Genomic DNA, 20,418 nt, shown 5'->3' on the forward strand with positions numbered 1-20,418 from the left:
GTTCTTTCTTTAGGACCATTCCTTCCCGTGTAGATTTGGATTGCGCTTTTTTAAATACTCAACCTGTGCCTTCAAATAAGCATTTTCTTCTTCTAGACTATTAAAATTCTTTCGATTCCAGACACCACGTTGATCATCAAAGGACTCCCCTTGTTGCGCACGTTTTACCCACTCAATAATCTGGGCATCGCTCTTCACACCGAGTTGTTCACGAATTTCTCGCAATGATTTTCTCTCTTCTAATCGAAGACGAACTGCTTCTCGCTTTAGTTCTTCTGTATATTTTTGAAATGATTGTCCTTTTCTTGCCATAAAAAAATCCCCTCCAGATAAAACAGTATTGAGTCCATCATATCAGATGGACTCTTTTTTTACTGTCTACCTATAGGGGATAATACCAAGCAGCTTCTCTTTATTTAATCCGTTTTTTGTGAGTCTTTCATTAGTACTGGATAGAGAATAAGGCCTAATACGAATAATCCAATTCCTAAGAAGAATGTTTTTAAATCAGCAGTTCCCGTTTTGATAACCCAAATAGAGTATACCAACGCCAATGTAGTAATGATTCCATCTTTTACTCGAGATCCTGGCAGTATATCATACGTTTCTCCTGTAATAACTAATTTTAATTGGTACAAGGTAGAAACAAGGTATGGAATTAAATAGGCTAATGTTGCTACGACGATAGCGAAACTATACGCTTCTGAAACAGTACCAGAAATCGTTGAAAATAAGAAAATTTGCGTCATTACATTTGTAATCAATAATGATTTTGAAGGACTACCTTTTTTATTTGTTTTCCCGAAAAACTTAGGGAAAAGTCCATTTTTTGCTGCCTGGTAAGGTACTTCTGAACTAACAACGATCCAGCCAACTGTAGATCCAAATAAAGATATAAGAGCGAGTAAAGCCATTATATATGCGCCTTTATTTCCAATTGCTAAATTTAATGCGTCTACTAATGGTTTTTGAGACTCTTTTAAAGCATCTTGCGGAAGAGCTCCCATTGTAAGTAAAGTAATTGACATGTAAATAAGAAGAGCGATAATTAATCCGAAAATCGTAGCTTTTTTTACATCGCGCTGTGATTTTGCACGATTAGAAAGCATAACTGCTGATTCAATACCGATAAATGCCCAGAGTGTTGCAATAGCAGCTGAATTGATTTGTCCACCTAATGAGATTGATTGTCCTGCTTCATTCATAAAGGTTTGACCGTCTCCGAAATTAGAAGCATTGAAAATGAATAATGTAATTACAATAAACATTGTAAATCCGATAATTTTTGCAATGGTAGCAAGTAGATTCATATTTCCAGCTCGATCAATATTTTGAGAAAGAATATATTGAATTCCCCACAGCATAAGGCTACATACGAGGAAAGTTAACCCTTTTCCGAGTTCTAGTGAAAATCCGTTTATTGAAAAAAGAATTTGCTTACTTTGTAAAACTGGAAAGAATGTTGATAAATATCCAGCGAAGGAAATAATAACAGATGCTGTTGCAGCCCAGTTAGCAGCCCAATATCCCCATGCCATACTATATCCTGCAACTTTACCAGCTTTTTTTGAAGGAAACATTGCTTGAGCATAGCTTTGTGGTCCAGCTTTTAATTCTGGTTTACGAATCGCTAAATTTCCAAATACAAGTGCAATCATAAATACGCCAAGGCCTGTAATACTCCATGCGAGTGTAGAACCCATTGGACCTGATACTTGTGCTAAATTTGCTGGAAGCATAAATACGCCACCGCCAACCATATTCCCGATAACAAATGCTGTTAAAACCCATAATCCCCATTTTTTCGTTTCCATTTTTGTTAACTCCTTTGTAGTAAGTTTTGCTTAAACATCATTTTTCACTAGCTTTTTGACAATAAAAAAAGAGCCATGTAGATAAAAAAATACCTACATGGCTCTTTCGCCAAAGCGTAGGTACAACGGGAATAACCCTTGTACCTACGCGTAATTTTTCCGCTAGGTTTCAAGGGTTACGTATGATGATGATGTTTTTGTGCAAATGTAACTACAGTTGTTGTATAAGTAAGCATAGTTCTTTGCTCCCTTTCTCCTCTGATTTTGAAGTTAGTATACTACATGTTTTTTTGAATGAAAAGAAAAATATAAAAAATTTTATAAAAATACGTTTTAAAGATTAAATATTTACCTATATTTTTCTTGTAATGGAAAATAAGTGAGAGATTGGCAGAAGAGTGAAGCATGTTATAATACATATAGAATTATAAGGTGACAAGGGGCTATTGTAGATGATGAGTAAGTATGAACAAATTTATACAGAAATCAGTAAATCTATTGATAATAAACAATTAAAAGAGGGATGCAAAATCCCATCAGAAACAGAATTAATGAAGCAGTATGAGGCAAGCCGAGGCACGGTAAGAAAAGCGGTAGATTTACTGCAAGAGCGTGGATATGTACAAAAAATTCACGGAAAAGGTGTGTTTGTTTTAAAGCGAAAAAATATTGAATTTAATTTTGGTGGTATTGTAAGTTTCCAAGAAGAAAATGAACGTTTAGGGCGTCATTGTATTACAGACGTCGTAGAAATGGAGAAAATTGAAGCGACGAAAGACGTAGCAAAGTTATTAAACGTGAAAGAAAAAACAGTGATTGACCATATTAAACGTGTACGAAATATTGATGGAGAAAAAGTAATTTTAGATATAAACCATTTTGTATCGGAATATATTCCAGGCTTAACGAGAGAAATTGCAGCTACATCGATTTATAAATACATTGAGAAAGAGCTTGGGCTACATATTAGTTATTCACAGAGGGTAATTGAAGTACAGCCATGTACAGAGGATGACAGAAAGTATTTAGATTTAAATGGAACAGACTATGTTGTCGTTGTGAAAAACTTTACACATTTGTATGATGGAAGTCAGTTTGAATATACAGAATCACGCCACCGCTTAGATATTTTTCACTTTTCGGATGTGGCACGTAGGAAGTAAAGAGGTGGAACAAAATATTGTTTCATCTCTTTTTTTTATAAAAAAAACACAAACTCGTACATACGAGTGTTGACTAACTTATATATACGAGTTAATATGTAATTGTAAACGGTATCAAAAAAAGAAAAGAGGGACGGGAATATGGGGAAAGACTATCGTAAAACAGCAGAGGAAGTGTTGCAGTATATTGGTGGGAAAGACAATATTGAACAAGCTGCGCACTGTGTGACGAGGCTCCGTATCGCTTTAAAAGATGAAAGTAAAATAGATAATGATAAATTACAGTCTGTTTCATTAGTGAAAGGAGCTTTTCATAACGCTGGGATATTTCAAATTGTAATTGGTCCAGGGGATGTAGATCGAGTATATGCGGAATTGATAACGCTTGCGGGTATGAAAGAATCGACTGTAGCTGACGTAAAAGATTCAGGTAACCAAAAGTTAAATCCAGCTCAAAAGTTTGTAAAAATATTTTCGGATGTATTTATGCCAATATTACCAGCGATCGTAACAGCTGGTTTACTAATGGGTATTAACAACCTATTAGGCGCAAAGGACTTATTTTTTGATGGGAAAAATTTATTAGATGTTTATCCAAACTTAGGCGGGCTTTGGGATTTAATTAATATGATGGCCAATACAGCATTCGTATTCTTACCAGCACTTGTCGGGTGGTCAGCAACGAAGCGTTTTGGTGGTAGTCCAATACTAGGGATTGTTATGGGATTAATGCTTGTGCACCCGGCCTTATTAAACGCTTGGGATTATGGAAAAGCAGCGACTGGTTTAGAGGGGCAAAAGATTGAGTACTTCAATATTCTAGGACTGTTCCAAATTGAGAAGGTAGGATATCAAGGACAAATTTTACCTGTTTTAGTAGCAGCATTTGTATTAAGTAAAGTAGAAATTTTCTTAAAGAAACATGTACCAAATGCAATTCAATTATTAGTTGTACCAATTACAACAATCGTTGTGACAGGTGTGTTAGCATTAGGAATTATCGGTCCGGTTACACGTCATATTGGAGATTTATTAACAGTAGGATTAGTAGGTGTATATGAAACAGTACCAGTAGTTGGAGCAGTATTATTTGGAGCATTATATGCACCGCTTGTAATTACAGGTATGCATCATATGTTTATTGCAATTGATTTACAATTGATTGCACAACATGGCGGTACATTTATTTGGCCGATGATTGCTCTTTCTAACATTGCCCAAGGTAGTGCGGCACTTGCGATGTTCTGGATTTCTAAAAATCAAAATGATAAAAGTATGGCATCAACATCAGCCATTTCAGCATACTTCGGTATTACAGAACCAGCGATGTTTGGTGTGAATTTACGAAATAAGTTCCCGTTTTATGCAGCGATTATAGGGTCTGCTGTGGCAGCGATATTCATTACATTAAATGGTGTATTAGCACCTGCTATCGGAATTGGCGGATTGCCAGCATTTATTTCTATCATTCCGAAATCGATTCCAATGTTTATTGTCGGAATGATTATCGCAGTTGTAATCCCATTTACTTTAACATGGTTATTTGCAAAAAGAGTCAAACAGAAGTAGGAGGAAGTTAAACATGAAGGATTGGCATAAAAGTGTAGTCTATCAAATTTATCCGAAGAGCTTTAATAGTTATTACAATAGGGAAACCGGGGATATAAAAGGGGTTACAGAGAAACTAGATTATTTAAAAGAACTCGGAGTGGATTATATATGGTTAACACCGATATACCAATCACCACAAAATGATAATGGATATGATGTAAGTGATTACTACAGCATTGATCCATCTTACGGAACGATGGAAGAGTTTGAAGAACTTTTAGCAGAAGCGAAAGTACGTAACATTGAGATTATGCTTGATATTGTTGTAAATCATAGTTCGACTGAACATAAGTGGTTTAAAGAAGCGAAGGAAGATAAAAATAGTCCATATCGTAATTACTATATTTGGCGTGATGAAAAAAATAATTGGCAGTCTAAGTTTGGTGGATCTGCTTGGAAATATGATGAGAAGACGGAGCAATATTATTTACATTTATTTGATGAAACACAAGCTGATTTGAATTGGGAAAATGAAAAACTTCGTGAAGAAGTATATGATATGATGCGCTTTTGGCTGGATAAAGGGGTAACGGGATTCCGATTAGATGTCATTAATTTAATTTCAAAAGACCAATGCTTCTTAAACGATGAAGGTAATACTGCGACAAGTGATGGACGCAAGTATTATACAGATGGCCCGCGTGTTCATGAATATTTACAAGAGATGAACCGCAATGTTTTTGCAGGAAAAGATGTAATTACAGTTGGAGAAATGTCTTCTACGACAATTGATAATTGTATTAAATATTCTAATCCTGAGCGCAATGAACTGAGCATGACGTTTAGTTTCCATCATTTAAAAGTAGATTATCCGAATGGTGATAAGTGGAAGAAAGCAGAGTTTGATTTCATTAAATTAAAAGAGATTATGTCTAACTGGCAAATTGAAATGCAAAAGGGCGGAGGATGGAATGCGTTATTTTGGTGTAATCATGACCAGCCTCGCATTGTGTCACGCTTTGGTGATGATGGAAAGTACCGAAACGAATCTGCAAAAATGTTAGCGACAGCTATGCACATGCTGCAAGGAACGCCTTATATTTATCAGGGGGAAGAAATCGGTATGACGAATCCTAAATTTGAGTCCATCGAGCAATATCGTGATGTGGAATCGTTAAATATATACGATATAAAGCTAAAAGAAGGGCTATCAAAAGAAGATATTATCGGGATTTTAAAGCAAAAATCTCGTGACAACTCTCGCACTCCGATGCAGTGGAATGAAGAAATAAATAGCGGGTTTACAACAAGTACACCTTGGATTTCAGCGGCTAAAAATTTTAAAGAAATAAACGTAGAGAAGGCACTAGCCGATAAAGAGTCTGTATTTTATCATTATAAAAAACTAATTGAACTAAGAAAAACATATGATGTTATGACAGAAGGAGAATATGCTATTTTAGATAAGAATCATCCTAAGATTTGGGCATATACACGTACTGTAAATGATGAGATATTACTTGTTATCAATAACTTCTATGGAGAAGAAATAAAGTATTCTGTACCAGCTCATGTTCAATTAGATGGAATGAAACAAGAGGTACTACTGTCGAATTATAAAGATTGCAGCAAGGATATTACAAAACTTAACTTAAGACCATATGAATCAATTGTGTATCGATATACGAAATAAAAAGGTTGTATGCCCGAGCGGCATACAACCTTTTTATTTTAAGACACCACTATACAAAATATTTACATCTACCTCAGGTTTGAATTTTACTTTTGCATAATCTTTATTCCAATTTTTTTTCTTCCATAAGTCAGGGTGATAGGCGATAAGGTGTCTTCCGATACCGAAAGCATCACAGTTAGCTTTTTGTAGCTTGTTAGTTATCTTTTTAGCTTCTTTCGTAAGCTGTTTAGACAATTCTTTATTTAGTTTTTTTCTTTCATCCATTTTATAAAGGTTATCTCTTGGAGCTTCAAGCGCTATCACTTTTAGTTGTAGTTTAATGTGAGCATAAACATTTCCTTTTTTATCTGTCGTTATTTTTAAGTCTCGTTTTAACTTTCGATTGCTAATTTCCATTGTTAAATAATCAGATGTCTTCTCTGATTTCTCGCTAGTAAGCTTTTGGGTTATACGCGCACTTGTTCCCATTTTTCCGGTTAATAATACGAATAAAACCGATTGTTTCAAAGGTAAATGCCCAGTTAATTTATCATTGTTAAATAAAGCTAACCCGTTTGTAATTACTTCTTTTCCTTTTATTTTTATGGAAGGGAGTATAAAGTCTTTACCGGGGTCTAACATTTTTGTAGCAGCTGTTTCTAAAGTTTCTTTTGGAAATACACTCATATCTTCTAAGCTTTTCACTTTTTTCTTTAAAAAATCTCCAATTAATAAATTTCCTACTTTCTTTTTTTCGAGTACCTCGGACGTTTCACCATCTACTGCAATAAGCTTTACTAAAGCAGTTGGATTTGTTGGATCCCGAAAACTGACATCTAAATAGGGTAGTATCCCTTTTTTTAGAATTTTGGTTCCTAGTAATTGAACACCATATTTAAAATAGCGAATATTTCCAGTCACATTTTTTTTTAGGGAATCGCTTGTATCTCTTATGTTATGCCCGGTTGCTGAATGTATTTCATTCTCGAATGAAGATTGTTCTCCGCTTGAACTTTTTACGAGCTCGATTGTTTGCTGGAGTTTATTCTCTTCCGTAATATCAGCTCCAATACTATAAGCTAATCTCGCTTCTCTTAATGGTTCTTGATCCCAACAGCCAGAAAGGAGGGAACTAGTACATAATATAAAAAGTAATTTAACTCTTTTTTGGAACATATTGTTCTCCTTTCTTCTTTCTTATTACTGAATAAAGTAGAAATAAAAGAGGGAGGACAACGATGAAAATATAGGTGAACTTATCAGTGAAAGTTGCAATTACTTTTAATTCTTCAGGTGTATCTATAAATAAGGCTACACTAAAAGCAATTATACCAACGATTGGAACAGCTTTTTTATGATTAGCAAGGTTGAATATGTGTCCAATGCCGATAGAAGCAGCACAATAATAACTAGCAATAGAGGCAGCGACAGTTATCATCCAAATTGGTATGAAGATTAGGTCCGTTCGGTCTATAATTCCAATATGCAAGGAGCGTAATAAGTAAGCAACTGGCTCTGGAATAAGCTCAACTTGTTTTGGACTAAATACGATAAAGCAAATCCAAACGGTAAAAGTATAAAAAAGTGTTACAAATCCATTAGCGATAGAAATGGCCTTCAGTTTTGCCACAGAACTCCCGTTTACTTTTGGAAAGGCAATAAGAATAATTTCAAAACCATACATGGCTGTAATTGTTTCTTTCGATGCTTGAATAATATTCCACCACCCAGCCTCTGTAAGTGGGAAAATATAAGAAAAATCAGCTCGGGAAAACCCTAGGGCAATTAAAAGGGCCATTGGAATAATGAGAATAGAGGCCATGACATAAAATCGTACGATGACTTTAAATGTATTATAAGCGACATAACAACAAGCTACTGTACATAATATGAGAATTGCAGACCACGGAGTTGCTTGTAAAACCCATACTTTAATGACATTACAAGCATTTAACATAACCGTCATACCGATAAGTGTAAAATAAAAAACATAAGCAAAACCTAATAGTTTTCCAAACTTATTACCAAATAGCATACAAACACTTTCATACATATTTGCATCAGGAAATCGTTTTAAGAAAAGCCACATAAGTAAAATAATAAGTTGAATTGCCAGACCAGCGATAAGAGCAGAAATCCATCCACCACCTTTTGCTATTAGGTGAAGACGGTTCGGTAGAGAAAGTATGCCCACTCCGATTTGGCATTGAATAACGAAAAAGGTAAATTGAACTAGTGAAATTTTACTTTGCGTGTTTGTCACCGTCCTCATCCTCTCTCGTTACATGTTGGCGTTGCATTTTTTTCGGCTTTGGATCATGTGGTCTTTCCCAAAATGACCAAATTGGTAGTCTTACGAAAGAATCTTTCATATCTTTTATCCGCATCGGGGCAACAGGAGAAAGATATGGTGTATGAAATGAATGTAGCTGACATAAATGAACAAAAGTTATAATGAGACCGAATGATATTCCTAAATATCCGAATATAGCAGCAAGAAGCATTAATGGAAAACGAAGAATGCGAACTGCTGAGCTCATATCATTTGATGGAACGAGAAAAGATGAAATTGCAGTTAAAGCTACAACGATAATCATTGTGTAAGAAACAAGCCCAGCCTTTACAATTGCATCACCAATTACTAAACCACCTACAATACCGATTGTTTGTCCCACTCGGCTCGGCAAGCGAATACCAGCTTCGCGTAACAATTCAAAGATTAATTCCATTAAGAGAGCTTCAAAAATAGGAGGAAGCGGTACTTTCTCTAATGAAGCTTTAATTGTATACACAAGTTCGAGCGGTAACACATCAGGATGAAAAGCGACAGTTGCAATATATAAAGCTGGCAAGAGAAAGGCAATTAAAAAACTTACTAAGCGAATCATTCGGACGAAAGAACCTACAATCCAGCGGTTATTATAATCATCTGGTGATTGATAAAAAGCGAATAACGTAACAGGTACGATGAGCGCTGTTGGGTCCCCATCAGATAAAATTGCAACCCGTCCTTCCATTAAATTAGCAGCGGTCCTATCTGGACGCTCTGTATTTAATTGCTGCGGAAATGGCGAGAAGGACGTATCCTCTATGAATTCTTGTATGTATCCTGGAGGCATAAGTGCATCTGTCTTAATTTTTTCTAACCTTCTTTTCACTTCGGCAACTAGATCGTCATTGGCTATATTTTGCATATAAGCAATTGCCACTTTCGTGTGCATCTCTTCACCGATTGTAAAGTACTTAACAACTAAATTTGGACTCTTAATGAGTTTGCGAATAGAGGTTAAATTCGTTGCTAGATCCTCTACAAAACCAGTATGTGGACCGCGCACAATTCCTTCATTATCAGGCTCTGCTATATCTCTCTTTAAAGATAAAGCTGTTTCGAAAATACAAAAACTATTGACATGTTCATGAAAATATAAGGATTTACCTTGTAATAAAACCTGTACTCCATAATTTAAATTCGTTTCTTTTTGCATATTTAATGTGGAAAAGGCTTTATCTAAGGACAGATCCGATCGAGTTAATAATGGTTCAAGAGCTAATTGATGAATTAAATTTGGATCTGCTAAAGATTCAATATATAAGATTGTTCCTTTTCCGTTTTGAAAAGGGAGATCTAATTTTTTTATATCATCAGAATGAGAAAGTTTATTTTCAATGTAATTAATGTTCTCCGGAAGTGATGGAAACATATGCTTTTGTTTTTTACTCTCTTGTTGTTCTTTTTTCTCTGTCATACTTTCCACCTCTTTTAGAATAAAATTACTTCTGTTAATTTTTGCTTTTTGTGAGAAATTTATGCTTGGATTATTTTTTTAAGAAGAGAATTGAAAGTTACGTTACATTGTCTTTTGTGCATTATTCAATTTCATAGCAGTACTTCTCACGTTTGTGTCGAATTAAGAAGATATATAGGAGGGATATATATGGAAATAGCTGTAGAACGTGTTTTTACAAAGGAAATTTTAGCAAGAGCGGCAAGGGAATTTCATGTAACAGTAGAAGAAAAGCCACTTGGAGATTTTGAAAATTATATTTTTAAGGCAAAGGGTGATAATGATGAAGATTACGTATTACGTTTAACACATTCTTCTCATCGCTCTAAACAAGAGGTAGAGGCTGAACTAGATTTTTTACGATATGTTGCAGAGAATGGGGCAAAGGTAGCAGGACCTCTTGATTCAACGTCTCGAAATCTCGTAGAAGAAATCGTAGCAGAGGATGGAACGTTCTTTTTCGCGTCTTTATTTACATATGCAAAAGGCGAGCAAGTAAAAGGGGAAGGATCACCTTATTGGGGAGATGCTTATTTTGAAGCATGGGGAAAAGCGATTGGACAACTGCATCGCCTAACAATGAACTATCCTAAAACGAATCATCGTGATACGTGGGAAGAAGACGAAAGTGGGATTATTAATGAATTAGAAGATGATCAAGTGAAAAAGATTGCAGCGGTATTAATGGATGAAATTAAGGCTCTTCCAGTTGAAAGAGAAACGTTCGGTCTTATGCACGGTGATATTCATCCAGGTAATTTTCATTATGATGGTAAAGAGCTAACAATCTTTGATTTTGATGATGCGGCTTATAATTACTTTATACATGATTTAGCGATGGTTCTATACTACTCTGTTCTATTTACACCGTGGACAGCAGAAGAGAAAACAGATTTTGCTCGTAAACAGTTACAAGTGTTACGAAAAGGATATGAGTATGAGCACAGGCTGGCGGATAGTTGGTATGAATCGTTACCACTATTTTTACGTTTACGTGACATAGGTCTATACGGCACACTCCAAAAGAAGTTTAAGGGGAAAGATATGCCAGATAACTTCCAAAAATTATCTGAAGAGTTATATGAAAGAATTATAAGCGAAGAAGCAATTGTGAATATATAATACATTTTGTTCAAAACAAAGTATACAAAATAAATGTATACTTTGTTTTTTTATACAAAAATATGTTTGTTTTATTAAAATAATATTGTCCTAGATTCGGTATGCACTTATAATTTTATATATATTCTGAATATTCTTTATAAAGAAGGAGGGGGAATGTTGGAAACTTTCGTAAATTGGTTAAATAATATTGTTTGGAGTCCAGCACTTGTTTATTTATGTTTAGGAGTAGGTTTATATTTTTCCATTCGAACAAAGTTTTTACAAGTAAGACACGTAGGAGAAATGGTGAAGCTGACATTTCAAGGAGAAAAATCAGAGGCTGGTGTTTCTTCATTTCAGGCGTTAGCACTTTCTTTATCAGGGCGCGTTGGGACAGGGAATATCGCTGGGGTAGCAACAGCGGTTGCATTTGGTGGACCAGGGGCTGTATTTTGGATGTGGGCAGTAGCCTTCTTAGGAGCAGGTTCTGCTTATGTAGAATCGACATTAGCGCAAATATATAAGACGAAACATCAAGGGCAGTTCCGAGGTGGTCCTGCTTATTACATCGAAAAAGGTTTAGGAGTTAAATGGTATGCTTTAGTGTTCGTTGCAGCGACAATTCTTGCAACAGGACTTTTATTACCAGGTGTACAAGCAAATAGTATTGCTGTAAGTTTAGAAACGGCTTTTGGTATTAATACTACCGTATCAGGGGCTATATTAGTTGTCGTATTAGCTCTTATTATTTTCGGTGGAGTGAAGCGAATTGTTAACGTAGCGCAAGTTGTCGTACCGTTTATGGCAATAGGCTATATTTTAGTAGCTTGCGTCATTGTTGCTATGAATATTGAAAAATTGCCAGAAGCATTTATGTTAATTATAAGAAGTGCATTTGCATTAGAAGCTGCTTTTGGTGGTATTATCGGTTTAGCAATTTCTTGGGGAGTAAAACGTGGTATTTATTCCAATGAAGCAGGGCAAGGAACTGGACCACATGCAGCAGCAGCAGCTGAAGTATCACATCCAGCTAAGCAAGGTTTAGTGCAAGCATTTTCCGTTTACATTGATACATTATTTGTTTGTTCAGCAACAGCATTTATGATGATTATTACAGGCATGTATAACGTATTTGATGCAAGCGGAAAAAACTTTATCGTTAATAAATTAAATGGTGCTCAGCCAGGACCAGGATATACACAGGCGGCGGTAGAATCTGTTTTCCCTGGATTTGGAAACGGTTTCGTTGCAATCTCGTTATTATTCTTCGCGTTTACAACAATTATGGCGTATTACTACATTGCAGAAACGAATATCGCGTACTTAAATCGAGATAAAGATCGTCCTTGGTTGTCTATGGTACTAAAATTTGTTTTTTTAGGAGCTGTATTCTACGGCTGTATTAAAACAGCAGCAACGGCGTGGGCTTTAGGTGATATCGGTGTAGGAATTATGGCATGGGTAAATATCATTGCGATTTTACTATTACAAAAACCTGCATTAGTCGCATTAAAGGATTATGAAAAACAGAAAAAAGAAGGAAAAGATCCAGTATTCGATCCGCAGCCATTAGGAATTAAAAATGCTGATTTTTGGGAGCATGAATACGGGAAAGATAAGAAAGAAGAAGTATCTTAACAGAATAGAAATGAAGAAGCAAAGGGGAAACTCTTTGCTTTTTTTTATGGACAAATTGAAGCTAAAAGTTATTTTTGGGACTATTTTTGAATATAAAAAGAATGTACATGCATTGTTAGGGGAAGGGGGAGTATGTTGATAGAATTTCGTAATGTAAATAAATATTATGGTAACTTTCAAGTTTTGAAAAATATTAATGTGCAAGTGAAAAAAGGCGAAGTGGTAGTAGTTGTCGGGCCTTCAGGATCAGGAAAAAGTACGTTGCTTCGGTGTATAAATCAATTAGAGCCAATTACAGATGGAGAATTAATTGTACAAAATACAGAGGTACACAATAAAAAAACGGACATGAATGAATTGCGGCGAAATATTGGGATGGTCTTTCAACATTTTTATTTATATCCACATAAAACGGTTCTTCAAAATATTACATTAGCACCGATTAAAGTAAATAAAGTTTCCAAAGAAGAAGCAGAGAAAACAGCAATGTTTTATTTAGAGAAAGTAGGAATTCCAGAGAAGGCTAACGTATATCCACATCAATTATCCGGAGGACAACAGCAACGGGTGGCAATTGCTAGAGGACTTGCAATGCAGCCGGAAATTATGCTATTCGATGAGCCTACGTCTGCTCTTGATCCAGAGATGATTGGAGAGGTACTTGATGTTATGAAGGCGCTGGCTAAAGAAGGGATGACGATGGTCGTTGTCACGCATGAAATGGGATTTGCGCGAGAAGTAGCAGATCGGATTTTATTTATGGATGATGGTCAAATTATTGAAGATACAACACCGGCGCAATTTTTTGCAAACCCTGAACAAGAAAGAGCTCGTTTATTTTTAAGTCGGGTGCTAAATCATTAGAGGAGGAATTTTATGCTTAAAATGAAAAAATTATTTACTTTAATCGTATTTTCATGTTTATTCGTGCTTGTTGTTGCTGGATGCGGAAGTAAGAAAGATGAGTCGAAGGAAACAAATACGAAGCAAGGCGGGGCTGTTGAACAAATTAAGAAACGAGGGAAATTAGTAGTCGGGGTAAAGAATGATACGAATTTATTTGGATTAAAAAATCCTTCAACAGGGCAGGTAGAAGGATTCGATGTTGATGTCGCGAAGGCACTTGCGAAAAAGATTCTTGGAGATGAAAAGAAGCTAGAGCTGAAAGAAGTAACGTCTAAAACACGTATTCCAATGCTGAAAAATGGTGATATTGATGCAATTATTGCAACAATGACAATTACGGAAGAACGCAAAAAAGAAGTGGATTTTTCAGATGTATATTTTAAAGCAGGACAATCGTTACTTGTGAAAAAAGGAAGCAATATTAAGAGCGTTGATGATATAAAACAAGGCGTTAAAGTATTAGCTGTAAAAGGATCAACATCTACAAATAACATTCGTCAAAAGTCACCAGAAGCGACTGTATTAGAGTTTGAAAATTATAGTGAGGCATTTACAGCGTTAAAGGCAGGTAAAGGTGATGTGTTGACGACAGATAATGCGATCCTTTACGGAATGGCAAAACAAGATTCTAATTATGAAGTAGTAGGAAAAATTTTTACAGATGAACCATACGGAATTGCAGTGCAAAAAGGGGCAGATGATTTAACGAAAGAGATTAATACTTTAATTAAAGACATGAAAGCAAGCGGGGAGTATGACAAATTATATGAGAAGTGGATTGGACAAAAACCAGAAAAGTAGATAGTAAAAGTGAGAGGATGAGAGTACTCATCCTCTTCTTGTAAAGAAAGAGGGGAGAATATGTGCCTGATTTTTCTATATTAACGAATAACATTGATATGTATTTAGAAGGATTTAAATATACAGTTATGTCTAGTGTAATTGCATTGATAGGCAGTTTTATTTTAGGAGTAATTTTGGCAGTAATGCGTATTGCACCTATTCGTATTTTAAATTGGATAGGATCAGCTTTTGTGGAGTTTGTAAGAAATATTCCACTCGTATTAATTGCATTTATATTCTATTTTGCTTTACCTGTAATAGGAATTACTTTAAATGGTTTTGTAGCAGGAACAGTTACGCTTACGGTATATACGGCAGCTTTTATTGCGGAAGTAATTCGCGCTGGTATTTTATCAGTTGCGAAAGGGCAAATGGAAGCTGCCCGCTCTTCAGGGCTAACGTATGTGCAGGCGATGTATTATGTTGTCTTACCCCAAGCTGTGAAAATTGTAATTCCCCCTTTAGGAAACCAGTTTCTCAATTTAGTTAAAAACTCTTCAATACTTGGAATCATTGCTGGTGCTGATTTAATGTATCAAGGAGATTTAATTTCAACGAAGACGTTTGTTACGTTTGATGTTTATATATTTGTCGGGATGTTTTATTTAATATTAACAATTCCGCTCAGTATGCTAGTGCGTTATTTAGAAAAACGCTTGGCAAAGGAGGCGGTGTAAATGGATTTCAAGGGAGCAATTACAGGAGATCATATTCTATTTTTATTAAAAGGGTTACTCATAACATTAGAGGTAGCGCTCATAGCAATTGTACTTAGTTTTATTATTGGAAGTGTAATCGGTATATTGCGCTACACGAAAATACCTGTCGTCTCACAAGTATTAGGAGTTATAGTTGAAGTGATTCGAAACTTACCACTACTGTTAATTATATTTTTCACGTATTTTGCACTTCCAGAAGCAGGCTTGAAATTAGAAATTATAACAGCTGCAATTGTTGCTTTAACAATATTTGAGGCAGCAATGATATCTGAAATTGTTAGAAGTGGTTTATTGTCTATTGAAAAAGGGCAGGTTGAAGCCGCACGATCTTCGGGATTAACTTATGTGCAAGCGCTTTGGCATATTATTTTGCCACAAGCATTAAGGAGAATGGTTCCGCCGCTTGTCAGTCAATTTATTTCATTGCTGAAGGATACGTCGCTAGCGGTTGTTATATCACTCCCTGAGCTTATGCATAATGCTCAAATTATTAGCGGGCAAAATGTGAATTACATGATTCCAACATTTATATTAGTAGCTTGTATGTACTTTATCGTAAATTATAGTTTATCAATTTTATCGAGAAGATTAGAACTTCGTTGACTCTTACAATATATGTAAGGGTTTTTTCCTTGTTTCTCCTTATTTTCCTCTAAATAGAATCTAAATCTTGCAATAATTAGATTTTTTATATTATTTTATCAGAAAAGTTTTAATTTTATATAGAAAATGTAATCGCTTTCGTGTATATTTTTATTATCAGAAAATTTTAACAAGATATAGGGGTATTGGTAGGGGGAGGATTTAGATGCAGCAACCAACGAATGAGAAATTACATCGCACGATGAAGAGTAGACATTTATTTATGATCGCACTTGGTGGTGTAATCGGAACTGGTTTTTTCTTAGGTTCAGGTTACACTATTAATCAGGCTGGACCAGGGGGAGCCATCCTTTCATATTTAGTAGGCGGATTTATTATGTATTTAACAATGCTTTGTCTTGGAGAGTTAACGGTAGCGATGCCGGTTTCAGGATCTTTCCAAAAGTATGCAACGAAGTTTATTGGACCAGGAACGGGCTTTATGATTGGCTGGTTATACTGGCTTGGCTGGGCAGTAACAGTGGGTCTAGAATTAACGTCAATAGGTTTAATGATGAAAAGATGGTTTCCAAATGTTGATGTTTGGGTATGGTGCCTTGTATTCGGTGTTATTTTATATGCTTCAAACGCAATTTCGGCAAAAAGTTATGCTGAATTAGAATTTTGGTTTTCTAGTATTAAAGTAATTACAATCCTTGCATTTGTCGTTCTTGGTGGTAGTGCATTATTAGGATTTATATCATATGACGGAAAAGAAGCAGCACCTCTTTTCTCTAACTTTGTAAGCGATGGTGGACTTTTCCCGAATGGACTAGCTGCCGTACTACTTACAATGATTACAGTTAACTTCTCATTCCAAGGAACAGAGTTAATCGGAATTGCAGCGGGAGAAAGTGAAAATCCAGAAAAAACAATTCCACGTGCGATCCGTAATACAGTATGGCGCATTATGTTATTCTTCATTTTAACGATGACAATTTTAGTAGGATTAATTTCTTGGAAAGAAGCAGGCGTAATTGAAAGTCCATTCGTAGTCGTATTTGATAAAATTGGTATTCCATACGCAGCTGATATTATGAACTTCGTTATTATTACTGCGTTATTATCTGTAGCGAACTCTGGATTATATGCAGCGACACGTATACTATGGTCACTTGCAAATGAGGGAATGGCACCAACTTCCTTCCAGAAAGTAAATAAGCGTGGTATTCCAATTACAGCGCTAGTCGTAACGATTGCGGTAGCAGGTCTTTCTTTATTCACAAGTTTCCTTGCAGAAGATACAGTATACATGTACTTATTATCTATAGCTGGTTTATCAGCTGTTTCAAGTTGGATCATTATTGCTCTATCGCAACTTCGCTTTAGAAGTCAGTATATAAAAGGCGGAGGAAAGTTAGAGGACTTAAAGTATAGAACACCACTATACCCAATTGTTCCAATTTTAGCTTTAATTACAAATAGTATCGTTGTTATTAGTTTAGCATTTATTCCTGAACAAAGAATGGCGTTATACTGTGGTATTCCATTTATCATTTTCTGCTATATATATTATTATATTAGTAAGAAACGGCAGAAACCGATGAAAGTGGAGATGGAAAAAACAAATGAAACTAACAATCAAACACGATGATATAGAAGCAGATTTATCGTATGATCAATTAGCAATTGGAAAAGAAAACGGGTATTCACCGTTACAATTACTCGTTTCTTCTATCGCAGGGTGTAGTGCAATTGTCTTTCGAACGATTTTAGAAAAGAAACGTATTACATATGATACGTTTACAATCGAAACTGAAATTGGTAGAAGTGAAGCTTTATCGAAGCCAGTTGAAAGTGTTCATTTGCACTATAAAATTAAAGCAGAAAACATTACAGAAGAGCAGCTGGACAAGGCGCTGCAGCTTGCAGTGAAAAATTGTACGATTGTTCAATCTGTAAAAGATAGTATAAAGGTTACGGAAACAATTGAGCTAATAAAGTGAAACATAAAAACGTGAGAGCCGTATTCTCACGTTTTTATGTTTTTAGAAAGAGGGGAAAGTGTAGTGGACTGTTTAGGTTGTAAATTAGCAAACGAAGAGGAAAAAATATATAAAGTATATGAAGATGATTATGTAACTTGTTTTTTAGATCATGCGCCTTTCTACCCAGGACATACTTTAATTGTGCCAAAGCAGCATGTTGTAGAAGTAGACGAATTAGATGACGTTGTAGCAAAATCCATTATGGATGCTTCTAAGCTTATTGCAAAAGCGATTAAGATAGTATATAAACCTGACGGAGTTACAGTTTGTCAAAATGGTGGAGTATTTAACGAGTTAACACATTATCACATGCATGTCGTACCAAGATATAAAGAGCGCTCATTTGCTGAGTTTTATACGGTGCAACCAGAGGAAAAGAAGAATCATAACTTGGAAGAGGCAAAGAATTTGTTAAAAGAAGCGATAGAGCATATGCTGCTTACTGAAAAGGCGTAAGAGGGATATTCCTAGGGAAACAGTCAAGAAAATTCTAATATTAAAAAGCCCAATTTCTCAGTTAAAATAGAGAAATTGGGCTTTTGTTTATTTTTTTATTAAATTTTATATATAAATAGATTTTATAGTGTCACAAATTATATCGCCCATTCGTTATATAGAGTGAGAGGAGGAATTATATGAAAGTTACAAACACCAATTATGAAAAGATGGAAGAGCTATACGAGTTGTACGAACAAAAAATTTATTACGTAGCTTATTCTATTTTGAATAATATTCAGCAGGCAGAAGATGCAGTTCAAGAGACGTTTATTACTCTTTATAAGAACTTGGAAAAGCTCCATAACTTGGCTACTCAAGAGCTTAAACGTTACATTTTGAGGGTCGCGAAAAACAAGGCAATTGATAGTTACCGGAAAAATAAACGACATGAAACATTTTTAGAAGAATATGAAAGAGAATCAGTAGAGGCAGTAGATGAAAATATTGAAGAGTGGGAAAAACGTAAAATGTCTGAGCTTCAAATTGATGCATTGCTAAAAGAGTTAAATGAATCTAACAGACAGGTGTTTAAGTACAAAGTCTTCTATAACTTAACGTATCAAGAAATTTCAAGTGTTATGGGGATAACGGAGGCAAATGTCCGCAAGCAGTTTGAACGCGCTCGAAAACGAGTCCAAAATATGATAGGAGGTATACAACATGACGAATTCAAAGAACTCCAAAGAAATATATGAACTTGCTGAAAAAATTGCTTTAGAAGATTTTGATAAACTTGAAGAACAACATGAATTTTCACATACATATACGCGCAAAAAGAAATTGTTTTTAGAGGAAATGAAGCTGAAAGATGGACAACCGCAGAAAAAGCGTAAAAGACATCGTATGTTAATCGCTGCTGCTTGCTTATTGATCGGCATGCCGACAACCGTTTTTGGAGCAGTGAAAGTCTATAATATGATCGTGCAAAAACAAAATTATGAAGTAAATGTTTCCTTAACAAATAAGGATTCGAAAAAGAGTGATCAGTGGTATAAGTTGAAGGTTGGTAAATTGCCAGAAAATATGGAAGCAATTGATGACTCTGCTATGAAATATTCATTTAAAGATAACTATGCAAAGGGTGGATTTTCATTCGTTCTTTGGAGAGTAGGAGGGAATTTAGATTTTCCAACCCTGTACTCGAAAAATTATGAAGAAAAAGAGATAAATGGTAAGAAGGCAGTAATTGTCCATAGAGAAAATGGTAATAAAGATTTAATGTTTAATAGAGTAATTTTTCTCTATTTTGAGGAAGAAGGAATTATGTTACAAAGTTATATTGGAAATGATATAAACGAAGAACAAATGATAGATGTGCTAGGGAGCATTTCACTTGAGCCCACGTCAAAAGAAAAGTCATCATATATAAGCGATTATGATAAAAAGTATTTTAGCCAAGAAAGTAAAACAACTAAGGTAATTCCTTTGAAGAAGGATAGCAAACGACTATTTCATATAGGGCAAAAGGTTCCAGTAACGATATCTATGGATAACAGTCAAATTGAATATGTGATAGAAAAAGTTGAAGCCTTTGATTCAATCAAAGATTTTAAACAAGAGAACTTTAATGAAATGGGCTTAGGAATACTAAGCAGGAATCAAGCTTTGGATCAAGCTGGACAATTGATACCATATAGAAGGGATAAATATAAAATTGGAAATGGTAAAGATTCAATTGATCAATTAGTAGAATCAAAATTAATTCATCCTAAATTTGTCTACCTGACAACAACAGTGAAAAATATAGGTAAACAGGCGACAGAAGAAATCTATATGACTCCATCTATAAAAGTTCTTGAAGATAAAGGAAATGCATGGCAGTATGCTGGGAAAGATGGAATCGCAGAAAAAAATATTATGACAGGCGAAGTTGATTATTTAGAGCCTCATGGAGATGGAAAAAGCTTTTACAATATTGGCAGTATCACACCAGGAGAAACGGTAAAAGTTAATTTAGGTTATTTTGTAGATGAAGATAAATTAGATTCAATCTTTTTGGATGCTTTCAATTACAGAGGGATTGGTGACACTGAAAATATGAATTCGAAAAATCGTTGGTGGTTTGATATTCGTCAATCGTAAACATAATAAA

The 20,418-nt window shown here is 35.1% G+C and carries 18 protein-coding genes and 1 pseudogene; 14 read left to right on the forward strand and 5 right to left on the reverse strand.

Translation table 11 applies throughout. The features are described from left to right. Both BAQ53_RS02935 and BAQ53_RS02940 read right to left on the reverse strand, forming a co-directional pair. Nucleotides 1-312: pseudogene (locus tag BAQ53_RS02935) on the reverse strand (transposase); the annotation flags it as partial. Nucleotides 313-416: 104 nt separating this feature from the next. Next, nucleotides 417-1,814: an amino acid permease gene (locus BAQ53_RS02940; RefSeq protein WP_000448449.1), complete on the reverse strand. Its 1,398-nt coding sequence runs from the start codon at nucleotides 1,812-1,814 to the stop codon at nucleotides 417-419. A gap of 452 nt (nucleotides 1,815-2,266) precedes the next feature. On the opposite strand from BAQ53_RS02940, the gene treR reads away from it, so the two are divergent. From treR to treC, 3 genes are all read left to right on the forward strand, one after another. Then, nucleotides 2,267-2,977 carry a trehalose operon repressor gene (gene treR / locus BAQ53_RS02945; protein ID WP_000987236.1) on the forward strand — a complete coding sequence of 237 codons (711 nt, stop codon included), beginning with the start codon at nucleotides 2,267-2,269 and terminating at the stop codon, nucleotides 2,975-2,977. Nucleotides 2,978-3,118: 141 nt separating this feature from the next. After that, nucleotides 3,119-4,546 carry a PTS system trehalose-specific EIIBC component gene (gene treP, locus BAQ53_RS02950; RefSeq protein WP_000513935.1) on the forward strand — a complete coding sequence of 476 codons (1,428 nt, stop codon included), beginning with the start codon at nucleotides 3,119-3,121 and terminating at the stop codon, nucleotides 4,544-4,546. 13 nt (nucleotides 4,547-4,559) lie between these two features. After that, nucleotides 4,560-6,221, forward strand: coding sequence for an alpha,alpha-phosphotrehalase (treC, locus tag BAQ53_RS02955; protein WP_000656138.1), 1,662 nt, complete (start codon nucleotides 4,560-4,562; stop codon nucleotides 6,219-6,221). Nucleotides 6,222-6,254: 33 nt separating this feature from the next. Here treC and gerKC read toward each other — a convergent pair whose 3' ends face one another. Genes gerKC through gerKA form a run of 3 tightly spaced genes read right to left on the reverse strand, consistent with a single transcriptional unit; the run spans nucleotide 6,255 to nucleotide 9,949 of the window. Beyond that, the gene (gene gerKC, locus BAQ53_RS02960) at nucleotides 6,255-7,379 is read right to left on the reverse strand and encodes a spore germination protein GerKC (RefSeq protein ID WP_000486845.1); all 1,125 of its coding nucleotides are present in this window, start codon (nucleotides 7,377-7,379) and stop codon (nucleotides 6,255-6,257) included. After that, the gene (locus tag BAQ53_RS02965; protein ID WP_000185767.1) at nucleotides 7,360-8,466 is read right to left on the reverse strand and encodes a GerAB/ArcD/ProY family transporter; all 1,107 of its coding nucleotides are present in this window, start codon (nucleotides 8,464-8,466) and stop codon (nucleotides 7,360-7,362) included. Before BAQ53_RS02965 ends, gerKC begins: the two co-directional genes overlap by 20 nt. Further along, on the reverse strand, nucleotides 8,447-9,949 hold the full coding sequence (gerKA, locus tag BAQ53_RS02970) for a spore germination protein GerKA (protein WP_000136665.1): 1,503 nt from the start codon (nucleotides 9,947-9,949) through the stop codon (nucleotides 8,447-8,449). The genes BAQ53_RS02965 and gerKA overlap by 20 nt, the downstream gene beginning before the upstream one ends. Nucleotides 9,950-10,138: 189 nt before the next feature. Here gerKA and BAQ53_RS02975 point away from each other — a divergent pair, with 189 nt between their 5' ends. The 11 genes from BAQ53_RS02975 (at nucleotide 10,139) to BAQ53_RS03025 (ending at nucleotide 20,408) form a co-directional block, all read left to right on the forward strand. Further along, nucleotides 10,139-11,110 (forward strand): phosphotransferase enzyme family protein, encoded by a 972-nt coding sequence (locus BAQ53_RS02975; RefSeq protein WP_000401633.1) that lies wholly within the window; start codon nucleotides 10,139-10,141, stop codon nucleotides 11,108-11,110. A 159-nt stretch (nucleotides 11,111-11,269) separates the two neighbouring features. After that, on the forward strand, nucleotides 11,270-12,730 hold the full coding sequence (locus BAQ53_RS02980) for an alanine/glycine:cation symporter family protein (RefSeq protein ID WP_000447398.1): 1,461 nt from the start codon (nucleotides 11,270-11,272) through the stop codon (nucleotides 12,728-12,730). Nucleotides 12,731-12,862: 132 nt separating this feature from the next. After that, nucleotides 12,863-13,594, forward strand: coding sequence for an amino acid ABC transporter ATP-binding protein (locus BAQ53_RS02985; RefSeq protein ID WP_279615941.1), 732 nt, complete (start codon nucleotides 12,863-12,865; stop codon nucleotides 13,592-13,594). A gap of 12 nt (nucleotides 13,595-13,606) precedes the next feature. After that, a complete protein-coding gene (gene glnH, locus BAQ53_RS02990; RefSeq protein ID WP_016117156.1) occupies nucleotides 13,607-14,437 on the forward strand; it encodes a glutamine ABC transporter substrate-binding protein GlnH in 831 nt (276 codons plus the stop codon). 62 nt (nucleotides 14,438-14,499) lie between these two features. After that, nucleotides 14,500-15,156 carry an amino acid ABC transporter permease gene (locus BAQ53_RS02995; RefSeq protein ID WP_001112667.1) on the forward strand — a complete coding sequence of 219 codons (657 nt, stop codon included), beginning with the start codon at nucleotides 14,500-14,502 and terminating at the stop codon, nucleotides 15,154-15,156. After that, nucleotides 15,157-15,801: an amino acid ABC transporter permease gene (locus BAQ53_RS03000; protein ID WP_000345958.1), complete on the forward strand. Its 645-nt coding sequence runs from the start codon at nucleotides 15,157-15,159 to the stop codon at nucleotides 15,799-15,801. Between the two features lie 205 nt (nucleotides 15,802-16,006). After that, nucleotides 16,007-17,434: an amino acid permease gene (locus BAQ53_RS03005; RefSeq protein ID WP_001187097.1), complete on the forward strand. Its 1,428-nt coding sequence runs from the start codon at nucleotides 16,007-16,009 to the stop codon at nucleotides 17,432-17,434. Then, a complete protein-coding gene (locus tag BAQ53_RS03010; protein WP_000778819.1) occupies nucleotides 17,409-17,786 on the forward strand; it encodes an OsmC family protein in 378 nt (125 codons plus the stop codon). The genes BAQ53_RS03005 and BAQ53_RS03010 overlap by 26 nt, the downstream gene beginning before the upstream one ends. Before the next feature lie 63 nt (nucleotides 17,787-17,849). Continuing rightward, nucleotides 17,850-18,284: an HIT family protein gene (locus tag BAQ53_RS03015; protein WP_000340516.1), complete on the forward strand. Its 435-nt coding sequence runs from the start codon at nucleotides 17,850-17,852 to the stop codon at nucleotides 18,282-18,284. 179 nt (nucleotides 18,285-18,463) lie between these two features. After that, nucleotides 18,464-19,021 carry an RNA polymerase sigma factor gene (locus BAQ53_RS03020; protein WP_000869302.1) on the forward strand — a complete coding sequence of 186 codons (558 nt, stop codon included), beginning with the start codon at nucleotides 18,464-18,466 and terminating at the stop codon, nucleotides 19,019-19,021. Further along, a complete protein-coding gene (locus tag BAQ53_RS03025; protein ID WP_000185140.1) occupies nucleotides 18,987-20,408 on the forward strand; it encodes a DUF4367 domain-containing protein in 1,422 nt (473 codons plus the stop codon). The genes BAQ53_RS03020 and BAQ53_RS03025 overlap by 35 nt, the downstream gene beginning before the upstream one ends. Nucleotides 20,409-20,418 lie beyond the last annotated feature (10 nt).

Origin of the sequence: Bacillus sp. B25(2016b) (genome assembly GCF_001679765.1) — a bacterium.
Taxonomy (GTDB): Bacteria; Bacillota; Bacilli; order Bacillales; family Bacillaceae_G; genus Bacillus_A; species Bacillus_A thuringiensis_K.

Coding starts and splice junctions, on each gene's coding strand:
- BAQ53_RS02940 (WP_000448449.1), bottom strand. CDS start 1,814: ATGGAAACGAAAAAATGGGGATTATGGGTTTTAACAGCATTTGTTATC.
- treR (WP_000987236.1), top strand. CDS start 2,267: ATGATGAGTAAGTATGAACAAATTTATACAGAAATCAGTAAATCTATT.
- treP (WP_000513935.1), top strand. CDS start 3,119: ATGGGGAAAGACTATCGTAAAACAGCAGAGGAAGTGTTGCAGTATATT.
- treC (WP_000656138.1), top strand. CDS start 4,560: ATGAAGGATTGGCATAAAAGTGTAGTCTATCAAATTTATCCGAAGAGC.
- gerKC (WP_000486845.1), bottom strand. CDS start 7,379: ATGTTCCAAAAAAGAGTTAAATTACTTTTTATATTATGTACTAGTTCC.
- gerKA (WP_000136665.1), bottom strand. CDS start 9,949: ATGACAGAGAAAAAAGAACAACAAGAGAGTAAAAAACAAAAGCATATG.
- BAQ53_RS02975 (WP_000401633.1), top strand. CDS start 10,139: ATGGAAATAGCTGTAGAACGTGTTTTTACAAAGGAAATTTTAGCAAGA.
- BAQ53_RS02985 (WP_279615941.1), top strand. CDS start 12,863: ATGTTGATAGAATTTCGTAATGTAAATAAATATTATGGTAACTTTCAA.
- glnH (WP_016117156.1), top strand. CDS start 13,607: ATGCTTAAAATGAAAAAATTATTTACTTTAATCGTATTTTCATGTTTA.
- BAQ53_RS03000 (WP_000345958.1), top strand. CDS start 15,157: ATGGATTTCAAGGGAGCAATTACAGGAGATCATATTCTATTTTTATTA.
- BAQ53_RS03005 (WP_001187097.1), top strand. CDS start 16,007: ATGCAGCAACCAACGAATGAGAAATTACATCGCACGATGAAGAGTAGA.
- BAQ53_RS03010 (WP_000778819.1), top strand. CDS start 17,409: ATGAAACTAACAATCAAACACGATGATATAGAAGCAGATTTATCGTAT.
- BAQ53_RS03020 (WP_000869302.1), top strand. CDS start 18,464: ATGAAAGTTACAAACACCAATTATGAAAAGATGGAAGAGCTATACGAG.
- BAQ53_RS03025 (WP_000185140.1), top strand. CDS start 18,987: ATGACGAATTCAAAGAACTCCAAAGAAATATATGAACTTGCTGAAAAA.